The sequence below is a fragment of the Haloprofundus halobius genome, assembly GCF_020097835.1.
GTDB classification, from domain to species: Archaea; Halobacteriota; Halobacteria; order Halobacteriales; family Haloferacaceae; genus Haloprofundus; species Haloprofundus halobius.
This window is the reverse complement of record NZ_CP083666.1, coordinates 1,081,002-1,099,433: the sequence shown is the minus strand read 5'-3', so window position 1 is coordinate 1,099,433 and position 18,432 is coordinate 1,081,002. Positions and strand designations below refer to the sequence as shown.

Here is an 18,432-nt window from a genome sequence, read left to right as displayed (position 1 = left end):
ATATAATAGCGTGTCTGATGGGTCACTATGTGAGGTTCTAACAGATGTCAATGAACGCTGTGGTTTACAAAGGACCGAACGAGGTCGCGGTCGAGGAAGTGGACGAACCGGAACTCCAACACCCCAACGACATAATCGTCGACATTACCACGTCGTGTATCTGTGGGTCAGATCTCCACATGTACGAGGGGCGAACGTCGGCGGATCCGGGTATCGTCTTCGGGCACGAGAACATGGGTGTCGTCCAACAGGTCGGTGACGGTGTCGATACGTTGGAAGAAGGTGACCGCGTCGTCATGCCGTTCAACGTCGCCTGCGGGTTCTGTCAGAACTGTGAGAACGGTTACACGGGCTTCTGTACGAACGTCAATCCGGGCTTCGCCGGCGGAGCGTACGGTTACGTCGCCATGGGGCCGTATATGGGCGGACAGGCCGAGAAACTCCGCGTCCCCTACGCCGACTTCAACGCGCTGAAGCTCCCGGAGGGTGACGAACAGGAGGACGCGTTCGCGCTTCTCGCGGACATCTTCCCGACCGGGTGGCACGGCACGCGACTCGCTGACCTCCAACCCGGCGAGTCCATCGCCATCTACGGGGCCGGACCGGTCGGCCTGATGGCGGCTTACAGCGCGAAGATTCAGGGCGCGTCCGAGATATACGTCGTCGACCGCGTCGACAGTCGTCTCGAACTCGCCGAGCAGCACTGCGACGCGATGCCGATCAACTTCGAGGAGTCGGACCCGATCGAACAGATCAGAGACGCTCACGGTGGCGAAGGTGTCGACAAAGGCGTCGACGCGGTCGGCTATCAGGCGATCGACCCGGAGACCGACGTCACCGACGACGCCTACGACCCGGCGCGCGAGAATCCGGCAGTAGTTCTCAACCAACTCATCCAGACCGTCCGCCCGACCGGCAAACTCGGTATCCCCGGACTCTACGTCCCCTCGGACCCCGGCGCGCCCGACGAGATGGCCGCACAGGGGAGACTCGGTATCGACTTCGGGAAGCTGTTCGAGAAGGGTATCGCGCTCGGAACGGGTCAGTGTAACGTCAAGCGCTACAACAGACAGCTACGCGACATGATCATCGAAGGCCGGGCCGACCCGACGTTCGTCGTCTCTCACCGCGTCGGTCTCGACGAAGCGCCGGAGATGTACGAGCGGTTCGACAACCGCGAGGAGGGCGTCACGAAGGTGCTCCTCGAACCGTAAGTCGAGGAAGCTGTCGAACTCGCCTTTTTAGGTTCGAATCCACACGTCGTGGTGGTTCTCTCTGAGGTGCGTCTGGTACGCCTGCACCATCTCGGGGTACGACGTGGCGAGCATCGACCAGTTACAATGGTCGCAGTTTCCGGTTATCACAGGTAGTCAGACACTCTCATGTCCACTTACTTATCAAGTTTCTTATTTCGTCGTCCGGAAAGCGTCACAGATGGTAGATATATACGTGAACACGCCGTATCTATCGTGACAATGTGCCAGTACTGTAACTACGCGATGGAGGGGTGGGGAGAGTTGCTTCAGTACGACACCGTGTATCAGGACGCCATCGAACGTCAGCGAGCCGCGAACGCGAACTACGGGTTCGACGAGTCGTGGGACGAACTCCGCGAGGAGTTCGCCTGAACGATTCGCGAGACGGTCACTCGTCGACCGTCACCGCCAGCGGGAACGGGTCGTCGCTCGACGCCGCCTCGGTACCCTCGGCTCGTTCGGCCAGTAGGCAGTCGTCGAGTTCCGCGCGAAGCGCCGCTTCGTCCATCTCGCTTCCGATGAAGACGAGTCTCGTCCGCGGCGTATCCTCGTCCCACTCACCGATCGGACCTGCCTGTACCGACGGCCCCGCCTGGCTCAGCCCCATCACCGACTCCTCGCGGCCCGCAAGGAGGAAAAAGCCCTTCGCGCGGACGATACTCCCGTCCCAGTCTCGAAGCCACGCCGCGAACCGGTTCGGGTGAAACGGTATCTCCGTCGCGTACACGAACGACGAGACGCCGTGGGCCTCGGCGGCGGTCAGTCCGCCGTTGCCGTGGTCGGCGTGCTCGTGTCTATCGCGATCGTGCCCATCGTGGTCGGCGTGAGACGCCCCCGCTCCCGCCCCTCGTTCGTGTTCGGCGAGGCGCCGTTTCCAGCCGACGTTTTTCCGAGCGTCGGTCACGTCGAACCGGCCGGTACCGAGGATACGCTCGGGGTCGACCTCCGAGTAGGTTGTCCGGGTGAGGTCAGCGCGCGGTTGGAGTTCACGGATCACCGACTCGATGCGGTCGAGTTCGTCGTCGGGAACCATGTCGCACTTGTTCAAAAGGAGCACGTCGCAGAACTCGATCTGGTCGACGAACACGTCGGCGAGCGGTCGGTCCACGGAGGCGGACGCTTTCCGCGTCGTCGGGTCGAACTCTTTCCAGAAGCCGTAGGCATCGACGACCGAGACGGTGGTATCGAGCCGGTAGTGCTCCGTCGGATCGACGTCGCTCTCGGGCGAGCCTTCGACGAACGACCGTGCGACGGGCAGCGGTTCGCTGATTCCGGAGGACTCGACGAGCAGGTAGTCGAACGACCGCGTCTCGGCTAACTCAGCGGTTTGCTCGAGCAAATCGCCTTGGAGCTCGCAGCAGATACAGCCGTTCGAGAGGTCGAGAATCCCTTCCTCGCTGTCGTCGGCGTCGGCGAGCAGTTCGGCGTCGACGTTCACCTCGCCCATGTCGTTGACGACGACGGCGACGTCCATGCCTCGGCGATTCTGCAGGATGTGGTTGACGAGCGTCGTCTTCCCCGCCCCGAGATAACCGCTGACGACGGTGACCGGGATTCGGCCGGTATCGGAGGTACTCATACACTGAGAGACGATAGCGAGGGACGTATCCCCTCGCACTCTCATCGAGCAGCGAGACTCACCACATCGGGAACGTGGCTACGGTGCGCCCGCGAGAACGAGCGTGCTGTCTTTGTCTCCGACGCTAATTTGCCGCGTTGCGTCCGACGGAACTCTGACGGCGTCGCCGGATTCGAGTGAGACGTCGTCGCCGTCGACGGTGACCGTCGCCGCGCCGTCGACGAGGAGATAGATTTCCTCGTGACCCTCATCGCCGTGGTCGTGTTCCATCCCCGACCACCCCGCCTCGCAGTCGAGCACCGTCACGCCGAGGTTGTCGGCGTCGAGCGCGTCGCGCAGGAAGTACATCCCGTCGGCTTTCGGTTCGACGTCGCGGTAGTTGACTTTCGAGTAGGACACACGGACGAATCGGCCGCCAGTCGGAAGTAAGTTGGTCGCGTAAGCTGATTGAAACAGCTGTTCTGTACCGCGAGCGACCGAAGGGAGCGAGCGGCCTTTTTGGTGCAGATTTTTGCAAGCGGGGGTGCGCTTCGCGCACCCCCCGCAGCAAAAAGGTGCGTCAGAATGAGTTCTTGATCTTCTCGAAGAAGCCTTCCTTCACGTCGACCTCCTCGCCGCCGGCCTCGGCGAACGCCTCCAGCGCCTCGCGCTGCTCCGTGTTCATCTGCTCGGGCGTTACAATCTGCACCTGCACGTAGAGGTCGCCCTCGCCGCGGCGACGAAGACGGGGCATCCCCTTCCCCTTCAGTCGGAACGTCTCGCCGCTCTGGGTCCCTTCGGGAATATCCATCTCGACGCTGCCGCCGAGCGTCGGAATCTCGACGGTCGACCCGAACACCGCCTGCGGGAACGAGATAGGGTGCTTGTAGTGCAGGTCGTCGCCATCGCGCTCGAAGTCGTCGTGCGGGCGGACCTGAATGTCGATGAGCAGGTCCCCGTTCGGCCCGCGATTCTCGCCGGGTGCGCCCTCACGCTCCATCCTGAGGGTTTGGCCGTTCTGGATACCCGCCGGAACGTCGACGGTGAGCGTCACCTCCTCACGGACGGTGCCGTCGCCGCCGCACGTGCGACAGGTCTCGTCGTACAGTTCCCCCTCGCCGCCGCAGCGCCGACAGGTGGTCGTCTGCTGGACGCGGCCGAACGGGGTCTGCGACACCTGTGTTACCTGTCCTTGGCCGTTGCACTCGGGGCACGTTCGTGACTCGGCGTCGGCGGGGTGACCCTCGCCGTCGCAGTCCGAACAGCGTTCGGGTCGGGTAATGGTCACCTGCTTCGTGACGCCCTCGTACACGTCTTCGAGGTCGAGCGTCACGTTCGTACGGAGGTTACGACCCTGCCGCGGACGGTTCTGCTGACCGCGGCCGTTGCCGCCCGCGCCGCCGCCGAAGAACTGGTTGAAGATGTCCTCGAAGCCGCCTCCGCCGCCCCCGCCGCCGAAGGGGTTGCCGCCGCCGAATCCGCCGCCCGCACCGCCGCCGACACCGCCGCGTTTCTGGGCCTCCTCGAAGCGGTCGTGGCCCACCTGGTCGTACATCCGGCGCTTCTCGTCGTCGGTGAGCACCTCCTTCGCCTTCTTGACCTTCTTGAACTTCTCGTCGGCGTCCGGGTCGTCGCTCACGTCCGGATGGTACTCGGCGGCCTTCTTCCGGTACGCCTGCTTTATCTCGTCCTCGTCGGCGTCGCGCGACACCCCAAGTACGTCGTAGAAGTCCTCGCTCATCAGTTATCTCTCGTTGTTCGGGGAACTACTTGAACGGAATGGCTCGGCGCGGAACGAGGCGGGTGTCGTTCAGCGCGCGAGTGCCGTGTGATTGCCGTTACTTCTCGTCCTCGTCCACGTCATCAGAACGCGGAGCGTTCTGATTGGCTCAAGACGACGACTTACTCGTCGTCTTGAACGTTCGACAGAGTGGAACTCTGTCGGGCAGATGAGGACGATCTACTGGTCGTCCTCGTCCACGTCTTCGAAGTCGGCGTCGACGTACTCGTCGTCGTCGGAGTCGTCGCCGCCCATGCCGCCGGGGCCTGCACTGCCCGGACCGGCGCCGCCCGAACCGGCGCCGCCCGGACCGCCTGCCGCACCGCCCGCGCCGCCGGGTCCGGCCTGCGCCTGCTGCTGGTACATCTGCTTGCCGATCTCCTGCAGTTCCTGCGAGAGGTTCTCGGTCGCGTCTTCGAGCTCCTCGGTAGAGGCGTCCTCGTCTTCGAGCGTCGCCTCGACGTCCTCGATGGCCGACTCGATGTCGGCGTAGAGGTCGTCGTCGATGTTCTCCTCGTTCTCGTCGAGGAGTTTCTCTGCGCGCTGGACCGCGCCCTCTGCCTCGTTTCTGGCCTCGATGCGCTCGCGTCGTTCCTTGTCCTCCTCGGCGTGCTGTTCGGCTTCCTCCTGCATCCGCTCGACCTCCTCGTCGGAGAGACCCGCGCCGCCCTCGATGGTGATGTCCTCTCTGTTGCCGGAGCCTTTGTCCTCGGCTTCGACGTTGACGATACCGTTCTCGTCGATGTTGAACGTCACCTCGATCTGCGGAGTTCCGGCGGGCGCCGGCGGGATGCCCGTGAGCTGGAACTCGCCGAGCAGTTCGTTGTTCTGCGCCATCTCGCGCTCACCCTGGAAGACGCGGACCTGGACGGAGGTCTGGTTGTCCGCCGCCGTGGTGAATATCTTCGACTCCTCGGTCGGAATCGTGGTGTTCTTCTCGATGAGGCGCTCGAACAGTCCGCCCTTGACCTCGATACCGAGGCTGAGCGGGGTCACGTCGAGCAGGACGATGTCGTCGACTTCGCCGCCGAGGACGCCGCCCTGAATCGCCGCGCCGAGCGCGACTGCCTCGTCGGGGTTGACGTTCTTCTTCGGCTCCTGGCCGACGAGGTCGCTCACTTTCTCCTGGACCTGCGGCATCCGGGTCGACCCGCCGACGAGGATGACCTCGTCGATGTCGGACTTCGAGTAGCCGGCATCCGAGAGTGCTTGTTCCGTGGGTTCGACGGTACGGTCGATGAGGTCGGAGGTGAGGCTCTCGAACTTCGCGCGGGTGAGCGACTGTTCGAGGTGGACCGGGCCGGAGTCGGTCGCCGTGATGAACGGGAGGTTGATGTCGGTCTCCTTGCGCGAGGAGAGTTCGATCTTCGCTTCCTCTGCGGCGTCCTTCAGGCGCTGCAGCGCCTGTCGGTCCTCGCGGAGGTCGATGCCGTGGTCGTTTTCGAACTCCCTGGCGAGGTAGTCGATGATGGCCTCGTCCCAGTCGTCGCCGCCGAGATCGTTGTCACCGTTCGTGGCGACAACCTCGTAGACGCCGCCGCCGAGGTCGAGAATGGAGACGTCGAACGTCCCGCCGCCGAGGTCGTAGACGAGGACGGTCTGGTCGGAGTCGTCGTCGAGGCCGTACGCCATCGACGCCGCCGTCGGCTCGTTGATGATGCGCTCGACGTCGAAGCCGGCGATCTCGCCGGCGTCCTTCGTCGCCTGTCGCTGGCGGTCGTTGAAGTACGCGGGGACCGTGATGACGGCTTTCTCGACGTCGTCGCCGAGATACTCCTCGGCGTCGCGCTTGATCTTCTGGAGGATCATCGCCGACACCTGTTCGGGGGTGTACTCTTCACCGTCGACCTCGACCGTGAACTCCTCCTCGCCCATGTGGCGCTTGATGGAGCGGAACGTCCGGTCGGGGTTCTGAATCGCCTGGTTCTTCGCCGGTTTGCCGACGAGTCGCTCGTCGTCGGTGAACGCCACGACGGAGGGAGTCGTGCGGTCGCCCTCGGCGTTGACGATGATTTCGGGGTCGCCACCTTCCATCACCGCGAACGCGCTGTTCGTGGTACCGAGGTCGATACCGAGAATCTTGTTACTCGCCATTTGCCGACAACTACCGGTTTGCGCCGGTTAAAGGTTACTAGACTAAACGGCGGCGGCGACGAAAACACCTCGCCCCCCTCGTGCGGTTTCGTCTCGTCACGTCGAACGTGGTCGGCGGATTTTTATCGACGTGCTTTCCGAGAGAACCGTGGCGTCGACGCCGCGCGCACGGACGATTTACTCGTCGCCTTTACTCACCGTCACCTGCGCCGCGCGGATGACCTTCTCGGCCATCTCGTAGCCCGGTTGGTAGACGTCGGCGACGGTTCCCTCGGGGTGGTCGCTGTCGACGCGCATCATCACCTCGTGGCGTTGCGGGTCGACGGTCTCGCCGGGGTCGGGTTCGATGGGTTCGACGTTCTCGTCGTCGAGGATGCGGTCGAACTCCTTGAGCGTCGACTCGACGCCGGGGCGGATGTCGGCGTCCTCGTCCTGGTCGAGCGCCCGCAGGAGGTTGTCGCGGACGCCGACGAGGCGCGCGACGAGGTCTTCGGTCGCCCGGTCGCGGATGTCGTCCTGTTTCTTCTTCGCGCGTTTCTTGTAGTTCTGGAAATCGGCTTGGGTGCGGCGCAGCCCCGACTCCAGTTCCTCAACGCGGTTGTTCTTCTCGTTGAGTTCGGCTTCGAGTTCCTCGGTGCGCGTCTGCAGTTCGTCCACTTCGGCCGCGAGTTCGTCGTCGTACTCCGCCGCGCGCGCGGCGAGGTCGGCGTCGACGCCGACGTCGGTCGTCAGTTCGTCTTCGACCGAATCCCGCGCGTTTTCGTCGCCTCCCTCGCTCTCGGCGGTCCCGGCGTTCGCGCCGTTATCGGTCGGTTCGGCGTCCGCCGTCGACGCGTCCGTAACCGACTGCTCGGTGTGCTCCTCGGCTTCTCGCTCTGCCGCTGACTCGTCGGGTGCGTCGTCGGTCATAGTCGGAGTGTGCCGCTGGTTCGGCTTAAGGATTGCAGAAACAAACGGCGGGGGTGGTGGCGGTGGACGGCTCTACCAGAACGACTGAATGTCGATACGAGAGGCGTGCTGAATGCAGAGCGCGAATCGGTCACGCGGATTTCTGGCCACAGTATCAGGTACGGAGAAATTATTTTGCCGTATGTAGTATTATAGATTGTATGAGGGGGAGTTCGGACTGGCCGCTTCCGAGCCAGTCTCAACGTGTCCGACTACTCCTCTACTTCTCGGAGGGGCTGATTATCGGGGCTGGCCTCTCACTCTGTCTGGTCAGAGTCTTCGGCCCGTTTCTCATAGATGTCGAATTCGGTTCGTTTAATCCTACGCTGTCAGCAGTTGGCGCGTCTTTCCTCCTCCTCATCCTCTTTTTTGCTCTTCGAGGTGTCGGATTTTACGAATTAGGCCGTCGATATTCTCGAAACCACTCGCCGGAATACCAAGACTGGACGGAGACACGGCGGTGGATATGGGTTGCGACCGTAGCGTTCCCTCTTGGAGGCGTACTTCTCGGGGTATCGGTACTGCTGTGGGGATGGTGGGCAGTCGTGTTCTTACAGCTCGCAGACCTGCTTATGCTGGGGACTACGTTTATCGGATTTATCCTCTATATATTTACTCTCCAACGTGTCGGAGCAGAACTCCTCTAATTGAGTCACCGAGATACACCAACCTAACGGCTAGTTCGTTTTCGGGGGCTGAAACGAGCGATTACCGTCTACTATATTCAACCTCTGTGTCCAACACGATCTCGTCGAACTGCCGTTAGTCGAGGATTTCTAACAGAACCTGGTGGCCGGAACTGTGCGGAGCGGTTCGGTCGCGGTATAGTGAGACGTCGTACCGCGAGCGAACGAAGTGAGCGAGCGGGCCGAGGAACCCTCGAAGGCGCGGAGCGCCTGAGGGGGTGACGCTGTGCTTTTGGTCGAGCTTTTGCCGAGGGCCGCCTCCGGCGGCCCACAGCGCAAAAGGTCGGAGTTTACTGATACATCCGCAGCGGCTGCGCCTGCGAACTCTCGTCGTTCTCGGCGTTCTGGAGGCGCTGGGCGAGGCGCTGCTTCGCCTCGCGGATCTCCTCGGCGTGGTCGACCAGGTCGTCGGTCGGCACCTCGATATCCGACAGCGCGTTGATGCCGTCTGTGATAATGACGCGGGCGGCCTCCGGGTCGGGAAACTGCGGGTCGGACTCGACGACGAGGCCGACGGCCGACTGGTCGTTCTCGACGGCGTAGCTCAGCAGCGCGCCGGTCGGTCCGGAGACGAGTCCCATCTCCGCGGGGGCGTCGATGCCGGCGTCGTCGAGCATCGGCGCGGCGTCGCCGGTGCCGATGCCGTAGAGCGCCGGGGGTTCGTCGTCCTTCTCACGGGGGAGTCCGCTGATGTAGATGGGCGTGAGGTTCACGTCGTCGAACCAGTCGCTGAGACACTCGGCGAACTCGGTGGCCGCACCGGGCGAGATGGGCACGTCGCTCTGAAGTACGAGCAGGTCCCGCTCGGCGTCGCCGTAGATGCGTACTGGTGGGTGGATGCTCCGGTCGTCGTCGCGGTACACCGCGACTTTCGGGATGCTCTCGCAGTGGACGTTCGCGTAGTGGGTCATCTCGAACTCCTCGACGAGGTGGTCGGCGGCGATCTTCCCGACTAGCCCGACACCGGGAAGTCCCTCCACGAGCAGCGGTTCGTCGAACGCGAGGTCCTCCGCGAGCACGTTGATTCGCGCCATGTCCGAAGTAGGAGGGCCAGCGTTGTAAAACCGTCCTGCGAGGGGGACAGAATGACGTCGGCGAGTACGGCTGCTGGACGCGCACTCCGAAACCGACAAACGCGCCGCCGGGAAAGTCGACTGCATGAACCCCTTGGAGCGGTATGCGCCGCTCGTCGACGACGAGGAGACGTTCTTCGCGGCCTGCGAGCGACCGCTTCCGTCCGTCGTCCGCGTGAACACCATCAAGACGACGCCCGCCCGCGCCCGCGAGGCGCTCGACGAGGAGGGCGTCGGTTACGAACCGGCCGGATGGCACGACGGCATCCTGAAACTCGACGGCCGCAGTCCGGGCACGACGTGGCCGTACTTCCACGGCTGGCTCCACGGCCAAGAGGAGGTGTCGGCGCTGCCGGCGCTGGCCGTCGACCCCGAACCGGGCGAGTTCGTCTGGGACGCCTGCGCCGCGCCGGGGAGTAAGACGACCCAACTCGCCGCGCAGATGGACGACACCGGCCTCCTCGTCGGCAACGACAACAACCTCGGCCGTCTCTCGGCACTCCGACACAACGCCGAGCGACTCGGTGTGACCAACTTGGCAGTCACGAACCAGGACGCCAGAAACTTCTCGCTCAAACCGTTCGGCTCCGACCAGTTCGGCGGTCGTAGATACGACAGCGACGGCGGCGACGACGATGGCGACAACGACGCGCCCGCCGACGCGGCACGGGAGGCGTTCGACCGGGCGCTCGTCGACGCCCCCTGTTCCTGTGAGGGCACGGTCCGCAAGAACCCCGACGTGCTCGACCAGTGGACGCTGGACCACGTTCACAGCGTCGCCGGCATCCAGAAAGGCGTCCTCCGCCGCGCGATCCAGGCGACGAAGCCCGGCGGCACCGTCGTCTACTCGACGTGCACCTTCGCCCCCGAGGAGAACGAGGCCATCCTCAGCCACGCGCTGGAGGAAGAAGACTGCCGGATGGTCGAGTTCGACTCGCCGCTCGAAACGGTGCCGGGCGTCACCGAGTGGGACGACGAGGAGTACCACCCCGACGTGACGAAAGCCCACCGCGTCTACCCGCATCACAACGACACGGGCGGGTTCTTCTGCGCAAAGCTGGAGGTGAAAGCGTGAGCGACGAAAGGAGGGAAGAACCGACGAACTCCGGCCAGCAGTTCGACCGCCTCCCCGACACCGCCGAGGAGCGCGAGGTGCCCGACCGGGCGACGCGCGAGGAGGTCGTCGGCTGGTGGGAGGAACGGTTCGGAATCCCCCCGAAGGCGTTCGAGGACTTCACCTTCTGGGAGAAAGGCAAAGGTAAAGTCTGGGCGTTCCACGGCGACACCGTCGACCCGATACGCATCGAAGGGCTCGGGATGTCCTTTTTGCGGACGCGACAGGAGCACTGGAAGCCGACGACCAATGCGGTTCAGCGATTCGGACGTGAGGCGACGAAGAACGTCGTCGAACTCGCTGGCGAGACGGCGACGCGGTTCGCCGCCGGCGAGGACCAAGATATCGAGTGGGACGGCGACTGGGGCTACCTCGTCGTCGCCCACGACCTCGTCGGCGAGACCGAACCGATGGGCGTCGGCCTCTATCTCTACGGCGAACTCCGGTCGACGGTGCCGAAGGGTCGACAGGAGTCGCTGCCGGTGTTGGACTGAGCGACTCGTACGTTTCGGGTACTCGACTCTTATTCGCGCTCGGTCGCGGTAAACCGTCGCTCCGGCACGTCGTCGTACAATCCCTCCACGTCCTCGCCGAGGCGGTCGAGCGCCCCTGTCGTCCCGCAGGCGACGCGGAACAGCGACACCGTGTCGAACACCGAACCCAGCCAGACGGCGTCGTCGTAGAAGACGCCGAATCGGTGCCCCGTCGCCTCGAACGGATAGGTGTCGTGGTCCTGGCTGTCGAGTCGCCACGCGACGTACACTACACCGCCGTTCGGCGGTCGCCACGGCTGGAACCAGCCTCGAAACGTTCCCTTCCGGCCGACGAGTTCGTGGTGGTGGACCTCGCCGGTGGAGGCGGCCTCGGGCGGAGCGAGAAACACCTCGCTGTCGAAGACGGTGGGTATCGCGCCGAGGTGCGGCGAGCGCATCGGCTCGGCGAGGTCGTCGAGTTCCGAGCGAAGTCGCTTGGAGATGGTGGCCGAGAGCGACGCGGCGTAGCGATGCGTAGCCGGTCGCTCGGAGAACGAACTGTAGCCGAAACGGAGTTCGTCGGGTGGGGCACGGTACGCGCCGAGTCGCCCTGACACCGGCCCTACGCGCCACGCGACGTAGAGGCCGCCGGTCCGCCCCGCCCACGGCTGAATCACGCCCTCGTACTCGGCGTCGTCACCGCCGAAGGTACACGGAATCAGTTCGCCGCGTCGAGCGTTCTCGGTCGGCGCTGGCCCCGCTGGGTCGGCCATACCGTCCGAACGGAGGCGAGCGGTAAGTGCTTTTTATAGGTCCGCTGTCACTCTCGCCGCGCCGTCACCCCTTCTCGCGGAGTGTCCCGCCGCCCAGACCCTCCCACTCGACACGGTACCCCAGCGCCGAGAGCACCGCGCTGGCGTCGTCGACGCCGCGTTCGTCGAGTACGGTTTCGGCCTCCGAGAGCGACATTCCGGCCTCGAGTTCCTCGCGCAACTCGTCGAGGACGGCCGGTCGAACGAGCGTCCGGCCCAGCCGTTCGTGCGCCGGGAACCGTCGGTCGTCGACAGCGTCTGCGCTGACACCGAAGTTGGCGGCAACTGCGTCGAGCGACGTCACGTCGGCGTCGGGTTCGAGTACCTCCGGCAGGTCGTCGACGACGGCGGCGACGAGGTCGGCCTCGTACTCGCGCAGTACGTCGACCACGTCCTTCAGTCGAACCGACCCCGAGTACGGAATCGCGCGGTGGTCACGGGCACGAATCTCCTCGCCGACGCCCAGCGACTCGTCGACAGCGACGACCATGTCGACCGCTTCGAGGTCGGCCAGTTGCGAGAGCTTCTTCTCGACGTACTCGGGCGTCCAGAACCCCATGATTTCGAAGTAGATGCGAAAATCGGCGTGGCGGTAGTCGAACGCGAAGTCGGGAATCATCACACGGTAGCCGGTTTCGAGCGGTTCGGGTTCGCGTACGAGGTCCCAGTCGAGGTCCAAAGAGGAAAAGCGGGCGGCGAAATCGGACTCGACGCCGCTGTCGTACGTCGATTCGGCGATCGGTTCGACCCCCGGCACCGACACGTCCTCGTTCGTGAGCGTCAGTTCGCGCTCGGTCCCGCGGTCGTCGATGGTCGCCGTGAGCGACCAGTCGGCCGACTTGGCGACAGTCCGGAGCAGGCGCGCGAAGCCGGTTCCGTAGCGCCGAGTCCGCCGAAAGAGCCTGTCTGGACCGGTGACGACGACCTCTCTCCCCTGCTCGGTCTTTCGAATTTCGTACATCAGCCGCAGTCGTTTCACCGCCGAGACGAGCGCCTTCGGGTCCGAACTTTGGACCCTGACTTCGGTGGCGTCGAACAGCGCGGTCTGCGCGAGCGAAAGGTTGTACTGTGAGAGGAGTTCGTCGGGCGACCACCGCGGGTCGAACTCGGCGAGTCGCTGGTTCACGTCCCGGTCGGCGTACAGCGACGCCTCGATGTCCTCGCTTTCGACGCCCAGTCGGTCCGCCGCGACGTCGAGCGCCGCGGTTCGCTCGTCGTCGCTAGCGACGCCGCCGACGGTTTCGGCACTCTCGAAGGCGACGCGACGGGCGCGCTCCGGCGGCAGGGCGGCGTCGGTCTCGAACGTCGCCTCTCGGTCGGCCAGCGCCGCGAATCCGCGAACGAGTTTGAAGTCGTCCGAGTCGGCTTCGAGGTCGTCCAACGCCGCCGTCAGCGCCTCGCGACGCTCGCCGACGTGACCCTGATAGACGCCGAGCACCCGCGCCGCCAGCGGACGACGCGTCTGGTCGACGAACCGCGGGCGATAGCCGCCGCGGCGTGACACCCGGAGGAGGTCTTTCGTCAGCACAGGTGTCGTTTCGTCCCGGGTGATAAAAGCGCCGCGGGGTTCGGGTCGTCGAACCGGAGTGCCGTCGTCGACGGAGGACAAGGCTCATACGGCCGCGCGCAGACGCTCGGCCATGAAACGACGGGCGTTCGCGACGACACTCCTCTCGGCGCTTTCGGCGGGCTGTCTCTCCTCGCTCCCGCAGGCGACGGGGCCGCGCGGCCCACCCGAGGAACCGGCGACCGGCCCCGGCGAGGAGCCCGAGGAGGACCCGCTCTCAGTCGAGGCGTTCGACTACGAAGGAACCGAAGACGACGAACTGCGCACCTTCGGCACCGTTGATAATCAGAGCCCGGAGGAACGGACCGGGACGGTGACCGTCGAGGTGACCATCGACGACGAGGAGACCGCCGAGACCACCGAAGTGACCGTCGAGGGCGACTCGACGGCGGAGTTCGAGACGGTCGTCTCCGTCTCGTTCGGGGCGTTCCAGCGCAACGGGCAGTTGCAGGTGTCGGTCCAGTCGAGTTAACGCCGCCGCGCCGCCACCCGCTCTTCGGCCGTCTCCGCGCTCACGAGTTCATACAGCGTCGCCGTCTGTCCGTCTTCCTTCGGTCGCAGAATCCGGCCGAGTCGCTGCGTGAACTCGCGTTCGCTCCCGCTTCCGGAGAGGACGACGGCGACGTTCGCGTCCGGCACGTCGACGCCCTCGTCTAAGACGTTCGCCGTGACCACTCGCGAGTACGTCCCATCTCGAAACCGCCGAAGTATCTCGCGGCGCTCCGGCGCGCCCGTCTCGTTCGTGATGGCGGGGAGCAGAAATCGTTCCGAGAGTCGGTAGACGAGGTCGGTATGAGCAGTAAAAACGATGACTCGGTCATCGCGGTGGCGGTCGAGAATCCGCCCGAGTTCGCGCACCTTCTCGTCGGCGTTCATCATGATGTCGCGGGCGCGTTGCTTCGCCAGCAGGGCCTCGCGTGCGCGCGGGTCGTTTCCGGAGCGTTTGACCAAGCGTTGGTAGTCGCTGCCGCTCCGGAACGTGATGTTCGCCGTTCGGAGGTAGTCGACGAACGTTCCTTGTGCGTCTTCGTAGCGTTCGCGCTCCTCGTCGGTGAGTTCGACCTCGACGCGGCGAATCGCGTAGTCAGCGAGGTGACCGCCCGCCAACTCGTCGACGGAGACGTCGTACACCTTCCGACCCACCAGTTCCTCTATGACCTCGTGTGCGCCGTCGGGGCGCTCGAACGTCGCCGTGAGGCCCATCCGAGCGGGGGCGGCGAGGAGGCGGCCGATGTCGCGGTAGCCCTCGCCGCCGAGATGGTGAACCTCGTCGAAGACGACGAACCCGAACTCGCCGCCGACCTCGTCGGCGCGCAAGTAGGCGGAGTCGTACGTCGAGACCGTTATGTCCTCTCGAATCTGCTCGCCGCCGCCGAACTGGCCGATGGGGATATCGAACTCCGTTTCGAGCTCGCGCCGCCACTGTTCGAGCAGGTCGATGGTCGGGACGACGACGAGCGTCGGTACGCCGAGTTCGACCATGGCCGCGATGGCGACGACAGTCTTTCCGCTACCGGTGGGGAGCTCGAGGATACCGCGCTGGCTGTTCGACAGCCACGCGTCCAGCGCGTCGCGCTGGTACTCGCGGAGGTCGTACGTCGTTGAGAGGTCCAAAGAGGTATCGGAGAGCACTCGGTCGTCGCAGTCGACGCCGCGCTCGTCGAGAACCCGCCGGAGTTGCGCGTAGCGGGAGGCGGGCGCGCGGGCGACGCCGCTTCTCGGGTCGTCCTCGACGAACGGGAGCGACGGCACCGCCTCGTCGGCATCGGCGTCGATGCGGATGGTGCCGTTCTCGTAGCGCAGCGTGACCGTCACTGTCCGAGCGTTCGCGGGTGGAGAGTAAAGGCGCTCCGGAGATGGGGCGGTCCGCGGGAGATAGCGATCAGATGAGACAAGGGTCTCCGAGTCGACGTAGTGCGTATGGCAGACGAACTCGAATCGACGGTCGACACGTTCCTCGAAGACGCCGACAGCGTCCTCGAAGAGTACGAACAGGGCTACATGGACGCCGACGCCGCACTGGGACTGCTGCAGTCGCACATCGAGGACCTCAGAGACGAGTACGAGGGCTGAGCGAGGACTGAGCGCCCGAACCTCGAACGCCGTTTTTCGTCGCCCGAATCGTCCTGAAATCCTGAAATATGGTTATATCCTGAACCACCATCGATACTATCATGAATATTCGTGATATACGGGTGTTCGGAGTCGTAACGATTGTCGTCCTATCGGTGTTCGGCGGGTTCGTCGGCATCGCCGCCGGGCAGACCGGAGCGACGTCCATCGACGAGTGTACGGTCATCACGGAGTCGGGGCGCTACGTTCTGACGGGTGATATCAGAGACGCCAGAGGCCTCGTCGACGACGAACGTCGAATCTGTATCCAAATCCAGGCCAATAACGTCACGTTCGACGGTGACGGCCACGTCATCGACGGCGTCGGAAGCCGAACGAGTGACGGTATCCAGACTAGCAGCGAGAATGTGACGGTCCGCGATGTCACCGTCTCCGACTGGGGAACCGGCATATACGTTTTCGGCAGCGGCATTAACATGGTCGTCGAGAACGTCGTCGCCGAGAACAACCGCTTCGGTATCGCCTCCTCGGACGGTGACCTGACCGTTCGCGATAGCCACGCGCGCGAGAACGACGTGGGTATCTCGGGTGACTTCGGTAGCTTCACCGTCGAACGTAGCGCCGTCTACGACAACGGACTCGGCATCCTGAGTTCCGAAACTGAGGTTCGTATCGTCGACAGCGTCGTCCGCGACAACGACGGCGTCGGGATCGAGGTGTTCGTCGGGCGCGCCACCGTCGCGCAGAACACCATCGAGGGCAACGAGATCGGCCTCTACCTCTTCGGCACCGCCGACGGTACCTTCGAGCGCAACAGCATCACCGACAATCGCCGCCACGGCATCCTCGTCGAAGGCGCGATGGAGTTCGAGGACTCCGACCGCAACGTGATTCGCGAGAACACCGTCGAGCGCAACGGTGTCAACGGTATCTACCTCGTGGGCCGCACCGCCGAGAACCTCGTCGAGCGCAACAGCGTCAACGACAACGGTAACGACGGTATCGGCATCCAGGGCAGCGACGGCGACGTCGCCGTCGAGCACCGAATCGTCCGCAACACCGTAACCGGAAACGTTGACGACGGCATCAGCCTCGGCGAGGGCGCAGAACGCAACGAGATTCGCAACAACGTCGTCGCCGGAAACGGCGGTGACGGTATCTTCGTCCGCGGTGCCGAGGCGACCACCGTCGTCTCGAACGAGTTCAGAGGCAACGCCGTCAACGGCGTCTTCGTGACGGGCGGTGCTGCGGGCACTGTCGTCGAATCGAACACTGTCCTCGAGAACCGCAACGACGGTATCGGACTCGGCGAAGCCACCGAAACCGTCGTCGACGACAACGAGGTCCGGAACAACCGCGACGACGGTATCGGACTCGGTGAGGGCTCGGACGGGACCGAACTCGTCGACAACGTCGTCACCCGTAACGGCGACGACGGGTTCTTCCTCCGCGGGACGGACGGAAACACCCTCGACGGTAACGTCGTCCGCGACAACGGCGACGACGGTATCTACCTGCTGCGCGCCGACGACAACGAGATCGTCGACAACGAGGTCGTGAGCAACGACGACGAGGGCATCGAACTCGACAATTCCGACGACAACCTCGTCGAGGACAACGACGTCCGCGACAACGGCGGCCGCGAGATACTCGTACGCAACGGATCGGGCGGCAACGTCGTTCGCAACAACTGAGTTCGACCCCTCTTTTCTGTTCGCGGTGTGGCGATTCGATGTCCGAGAGTCACCGCTGACCGTCCCGGCGACGCCCGTCCTTCCGCGGAAGCAAGAACTATGCTGGCGGCCCGCACGGGTACGAGCATGACGGAGTTCTCCGAGCGAGTCGAGCGAATCTCTATCAGCGGCATCCGCAAAGTGTTCGAGGCGGCGGGCGAGGACGCCATCAACCTCGGCCTCGGGCAACCGGACTTTCCGACGCCCGAGCACGCACGTGCCGCCGCCGTCGACGCCATCGAGTCGGGGAAGGCCGACGGTTACACCGGCAACAAAGGGATTCTCCCGCTCCGCGAGGCTATCGCCGCCAAACACGAAACCGACCAGGGGGTGAGCCTCTCACCGGAACAGATTATCGCCACCGCGGGCGGGAGCGAGGCGCTCCATGTCGCCATGGAGGCGCACGTCGACGAGGGCCAGGAGGTCATCATCCCCGACCCCGGGTTCGTCTCCTACGACGCGCTGACGAAACTCGCCGGCGGCGACCCCGTGCCCGTCCCGCTCCGTGAGGACCTGACGCTCGACCCCGCGGCGGTCGAAGACGCCATCACCGAGAACACGGCCGCGTTCGTCGTCAACAGTCCCGGCAACCCCACGGGCGCAGTATCGCCGGAGGAAGACATACGCGAGTTCGCCCGCATCGCCGACGAACACGACGTGCTCTGCATCTCCGACGAAGTCTACGAGTACACCGTCTTCGACGGCGAATTCCACTCGCCCGTCGAGTACGCCGAGACCGACAACGTCGTCGTCGTCAACTCCGCTTCCAAGCTATTCTCGATGACCGGGTGGCGACTCGGCTGGGTGTACGGCTCCGAGCGCCGCGTCGAGCGGATGCTTCGCGTCCACCAATACGTTCAGGCCTGCGCGAGCGCCCCGGCGCAGTACGCCGCCGAAGCGGCGCTGTCGGGCCCGCACGACGTCGTCGACGAGATGACCGCCTCGTTCCGCGAGCGCCGCGACCTCGTCGTCGACGGCCTCACCGACGCCGGATTGGAGGTGCCGACCCCTCGCGGCGCGTTCTACGCGATGCCGAGGGTGCCGGAGGGATGGGTCGAGGAGTGCATCGACCGCGGCGTCGTCGTCGTCCCCGGCGACGCGTTCGGCGAACACGGCGCGGGCTACGCCCGACTCTCGTACGCGACGGGGACCGAGGAACTGAAAGAGGCGATAGAAATCATGAGCGACGCCGCGCGCGCGGTCCGCTGAGCGCAGGATTTGCGAGCACCCGACCGCTCCGGCGCGGACAGGATTTATCCCTTCGT

General features: G+C 64.6%; 19 protein-coding genes. 9 read left to right on the top strand and 10 right to left on the bottom strand.

Annotation, left to right across the window (positions count from 1 at the left end):
• Positions 1-50: 50 nt before the first annotated feature.
• Positions 51-1,214: a glutathione-independent formaldehyde dehydrogenase gene (locus LAQ74_RS05810; RefSeq protein ID WP_224337135.1), complete on the top strand. Its 1,164-nt coding sequence runs from the start codon at positions 51-53 to the stop codon at positions 1,212-1,214.
• A 27-nt stretch (positions 1,215-1,241) separates the two neighbouring features.
• Here the strand turns inward: LAQ74_RS05810 and LAQ74_RS20320 are convergent, their stop codons facing one another.
• Positions 1,242-1,364 carry a hypothetical protein gene (locus tag LAQ74_RS20320; protein ID WP_255647763.1) on the bottom strand — a complete coding sequence of 41 codons (123 nt, stop codon included), beginning with the start codon at positions 1,362-1,364 and terminating at the stop codon, positions 1,242-1,244.
• A gap of 111 nt (positions 1,365-1,475) precedes the next feature.
• Between LAQ74_RS20320 and LAQ74_RS05805 the strand changes: the two genes are divergently transcribed.
• A complete protein-coding gene (locus tag LAQ74_RS05805) occupies positions 1,476-1,628 on the top strand; it encodes a hypothetical protein (RefSeq protein ID WP_224335982.1) in 153 nt (50 codons plus the stop codon).
• Positions 1,629-1,644: 16 nt separating this feature from the next.
• Here LAQ74_RS05805 and LAQ74_RS05800 read toward each other — a convergent pair whose 3' ends face one another.
• The 5 genes from LAQ74_RS05800 to LAQ74_RS05780 all read right to left on the bottom strand — a co-directional run bounded on the left by LAQ74_RS05800 (position 1,645) and on the right by LAQ74_RS05780 (position 7,597).
• Positions 1,645-2,835 carry a CobW family GTP-binding protein gene (locus LAQ74_RS05800; protein ID WP_224335981.1) on the bottom strand — a complete coding sequence of 397 codons (1,191 nt, stop codon included), beginning with the start codon at positions 2,833-2,835 and terminating at the stop codon, positions 1,645-1,647.
• Positions 2,836-2,913: 78 nt separating this feature from the next.
• Positions 2,914-3,234 (bottom strand): cupin domain-containing protein, encoded by a 321-nt coding sequence (locus LAQ74_RS05795; RefSeq protein WP_224335980.1) that lies wholly within the window; start codon positions 3,232-3,234, stop codon positions 2,914-2,916.
• 160 nt (positions 3,235-3,394) lie between these two features.
• Complete coding sequence (gene dnaJ / locus LAQ74_RS05790; protein WP_224335979.1) at positions 3,395-4,555, bottom strand: molecular chaperone DnaJ; 1,161 nt, start codon at positions 4,553-4,555, stop codon at positions 3,395-3,397.
• Positions 4,556-4,774: 219 nt separating this feature from the next.
• Positions 4,775-6,688 carry a molecular chaperone DnaK gene (gene dnaK, locus LAQ74_RS05785; RefSeq protein WP_224335978.1) on the bottom strand — a complete coding sequence of 638 codons (1,914 nt, stop codon included), beginning with the start codon at positions 6,686-6,688 and terminating at the stop codon, positions 4,775-4,777.
• A gap of 177 nt (positions 6,689-6,865) precedes the next feature.
• Positions 6,866-7,597 carry a nucleotide exchange factor GrpE gene (locus tag LAQ74_RS05780; RefSeq protein WP_224335972.1) on the bottom strand — a complete coding sequence of 244 codons (732 nt, stop codon included), beginning with the start codon at positions 7,595-7,597 and terminating at the stop codon, positions 6,866-6,868.
• Positions 7,598-7,797: 200 nt separating this feature from the next.
• Between LAQ74_RS05780 and LAQ74_RS05775 the strand changes: the two genes are divergently transcribed.
• Positions 7,798-8,283 (top strand): hypothetical protein, encoded by a 486-nt coding sequence (locus tag LAQ74_RS05775; protein WP_224335970.1) that lies wholly within the window; start codon positions 7,798-7,800, stop codon positions 8,281-8,283.
• 329 nt (positions 8,284-8,612) lie between these two features.
• On the opposite strand, the gene LAQ74_RS05770 is transcribed toward LAQ74_RS05775, so the two are convergent.
• Positions 8,613-9,356, bottom strand: coding sequence for a proteasome assembly chaperone family protein (locus tag LAQ74_RS05770; protein ID WP_224335968.1), 744 nt, complete (start codon positions 9,354-9,356; stop codon positions 8,613-8,615).
• 124 nt (positions 9,357-9,480) lie between these two features.
• Here LAQ74_RS05770 and LAQ74_RS05765 point away from each other — a divergent pair, with 124 nt between their 5' ends.
• Positions 9,481-10,470: an RsmB/NOP family class I SAM-dependent RNA methyltransferase gene (locus LAQ74_RS05765; protein WP_224335966.1), complete on the top strand. Its 990-nt coding sequence runs from the start codon at positions 9,481-9,483 to the stop codon at positions 10,468-10,470.
• A complete protein-coding gene (locus LAQ74_RS05760; protein WP_224335964.1) occupies positions 10,467-11,003 on the top strand; it encodes a DUF7122 family protein in 537 nt (178 codons plus the stop codon). The genes LAQ74_RS05765 and LAQ74_RS05760 overlap by 4 nt, the downstream gene beginning before the upstream one ends.
• Positions 11,004-11,032: 29 nt before the next feature.
• Here LAQ74_RS05760 and LAQ74_RS05755 read toward each other — a convergent pair whose 3' ends face one another.
• Positions 11,033-11,755, bottom strand: a complete 723-nt coding sequence (locus LAQ74_RS05755) for a hypothetical protein (protein WP_224335962.1) — start codon at positions 11,753-11,755, stop codon at positions 11,033-11,035.
• Between the two features lie 64 nt (positions 11,756-11,819).
• The gene (locus tag LAQ74_RS05750) at positions 11,820-13,322 is read right to left on the bottom strand and encodes a DUF790 family protein (RefSeq protein WP_224335960.1); all 1,503 of its coding nucleotides are present in this window, start codon (positions 13,320-13,322) and stop codon (positions 11,820-11,822) included.
• 112 nt (positions 13,323-13,434) lie between these two features.
• On the opposite strand from LAQ74_RS05750, the gene LAQ74_RS05745 reads away from it, so the two are divergent.
• A complete protein-coding gene (locus LAQ74_RS05745) occupies positions 13,435-13,833 on the top strand; it encodes a transcriptional initiation protein Tat (protein WP_224335958.1) in 399 nt (132 codons plus the stop codon).
• Here LAQ74_RS05745 and LAQ74_RS05740 read toward each other — a convergent pair.
• The gene (locus LAQ74_RS05740; RefSeq protein ID WP_224335956.1) at positions 13,830-15,176 is read right to left on the bottom strand and encodes a DEAD/DEAH box helicase; all 1,347 of its coding nucleotides are present in this window, start codon (positions 15,174-15,176) and stop codon (positions 13,830-13,832) included. The genes LAQ74_RS05745 and LAQ74_RS05740 overlap by 4 nt on opposite strands.
• A 105-nt stretch (positions 15,177-15,281) precedes the next feature.
• Between LAQ74_RS05740 and LAQ74_RS05735 the strand changes: the two genes are divergently transcribed.
• From LAQ74_RS05735 to LAQ74_RS05725, 3 genes are all read left to right on the top strand, one after another.
• Positions 15,282-15,434: a hypothetical protein gene (locus LAQ74_RS05735; protein WP_224335952.1), complete on the top strand. Its 153-nt coding sequence runs from the start codon at positions 15,282-15,284 to the stop codon at positions 15,432-15,434.
• Positions 15,435-15,535: 101 nt separating this feature from the next.
• Positions 15,536-17,128, top strand: coding sequence for a right-handed parallel beta-helix repeat-containing protein (locus LAQ74_RS05730; RefSeq protein ID WP_224335951.1), 1,593 nt, complete (start codon positions 15,536-15,538; stop codon positions 17,126-17,128).
• A gap of 126 nt (positions 17,129-17,254) precedes the next feature.
• Positions 17,255-18,376: a pyridoxal phosphate-dependent aminotransferase gene (locus tag LAQ74_RS05725; protein ID WP_224335950.1), complete on the top strand. Its 1,122-nt coding sequence runs from the start codon at positions 17,255-17,257 to the stop codon at positions 18,374-18,376.
• Positions 18,377-18,432: the final 56 nt, after the last annotated feature.

What these genes read in the sequence shown, in the direction of transcription:
- LAQ74_RS05810 (WP_224337135.1), top strand. Translation starts at nt 51, where the DNA reads ATGAACGCTGTGGTTTACAAAGGACCGAACGAGGTCGCGGTCGAGGAA.
- LAQ74_RS05805 (WP_224335982.1), top strand. Translation starts at nt 1,476, where the DNA reads ATGTGCCAGTACTGTAACTACGCGATGGAGGGGTGGGGAGAGTTGCTT.
- LAQ74_RS05800 (WP_224335981.1), bottom strand. Translation starts at nt 2,835, where the DNA reads ATGAGTACCTCCGATACCGGCCGAATCCCGGTCACCGTCGTCAGCGGT.
- dnaJ (WP_224335979.1), bottom strand. Translation starts at nt 4,555, where the DNA reads ATGAGCGAGGACTTCTACGACGTACTTGGGGTGTCGCGCGACGCCGAC.
- dnaK (WP_224335978.1), bottom strand. Translation starts at nt 6,688, where the DNA reads ATGGCGAGTAACAAGATTCTCGGTATCGACCTCGGTACCACGAACAGC.
- LAQ74_RS05780 (WP_224335972.1), bottom strand. Translation starts at nt 7,597, where the DNA reads ATGACCGACGACGCACCCGACGAGTCAGCGGCAGAGCGAGAAGCCGAG.
- LAQ74_RS05775 (WP_224335970.1), top strand. Translation starts at nt 7,798, where the DNA reads ATGAGGGGGAGTTCGGACTGGCCGCTTCCGAGCCAGTCTCAACGTGTC.
- LAQ74_RS05770 (WP_224335968.1), bottom strand. Translation starts at nt 9,356, where the DNA reads ATGGCGCGAATCAACGTGCTCGCGGAGGACCTCGCGTTCGACGAACCG.
- LAQ74_RS05765 (WP_224335966.1), top strand. Translation starts at nt 9,481, where the DNA reads ATGAACCCCTTGGAGCGGTATGCGCCGCTCGTCGACGACGAGGAGACG.
- LAQ74_RS05755 (WP_224335962.1), bottom strand. Translation starts at nt 11,755, where the DNA reads ATGGCCGACCCAGCGGGGCCAGCGCCGACCGAGAACGCTCGACGCGGC.
- LAQ74_RS05745 (WP_224335958.1), top strand. Translation starts at nt 13,435, where the DNA reads ATGAAACGACGGGCGTTCGCGACGACACTCCTCTCGGCGCTTTCGGCG.
- LAQ74_RS05735 (WP_224335952.1), top strand. Translation starts at nt 15,282, where the DNA reads ATGGCAGACGAACTCGAATCGACGGTCGACACGTTCCTCGAAGACGCC.
- LAQ74_RS05730 (WP_224335951.1), top strand. Translation starts at nt 15,536, where the DNA reads ATGAATATTCGTGATATACGGGTGTTCGGAGTCGTAACGATTGTCGTC.
- LAQ74_RS05725 (WP_224335950.1), top strand. Translation starts at nt 17,255, where the DNA reads ATGACGGAGTTCTCCGAGCGAGTCGAGCGAATCTCTATCAGCGGCATC.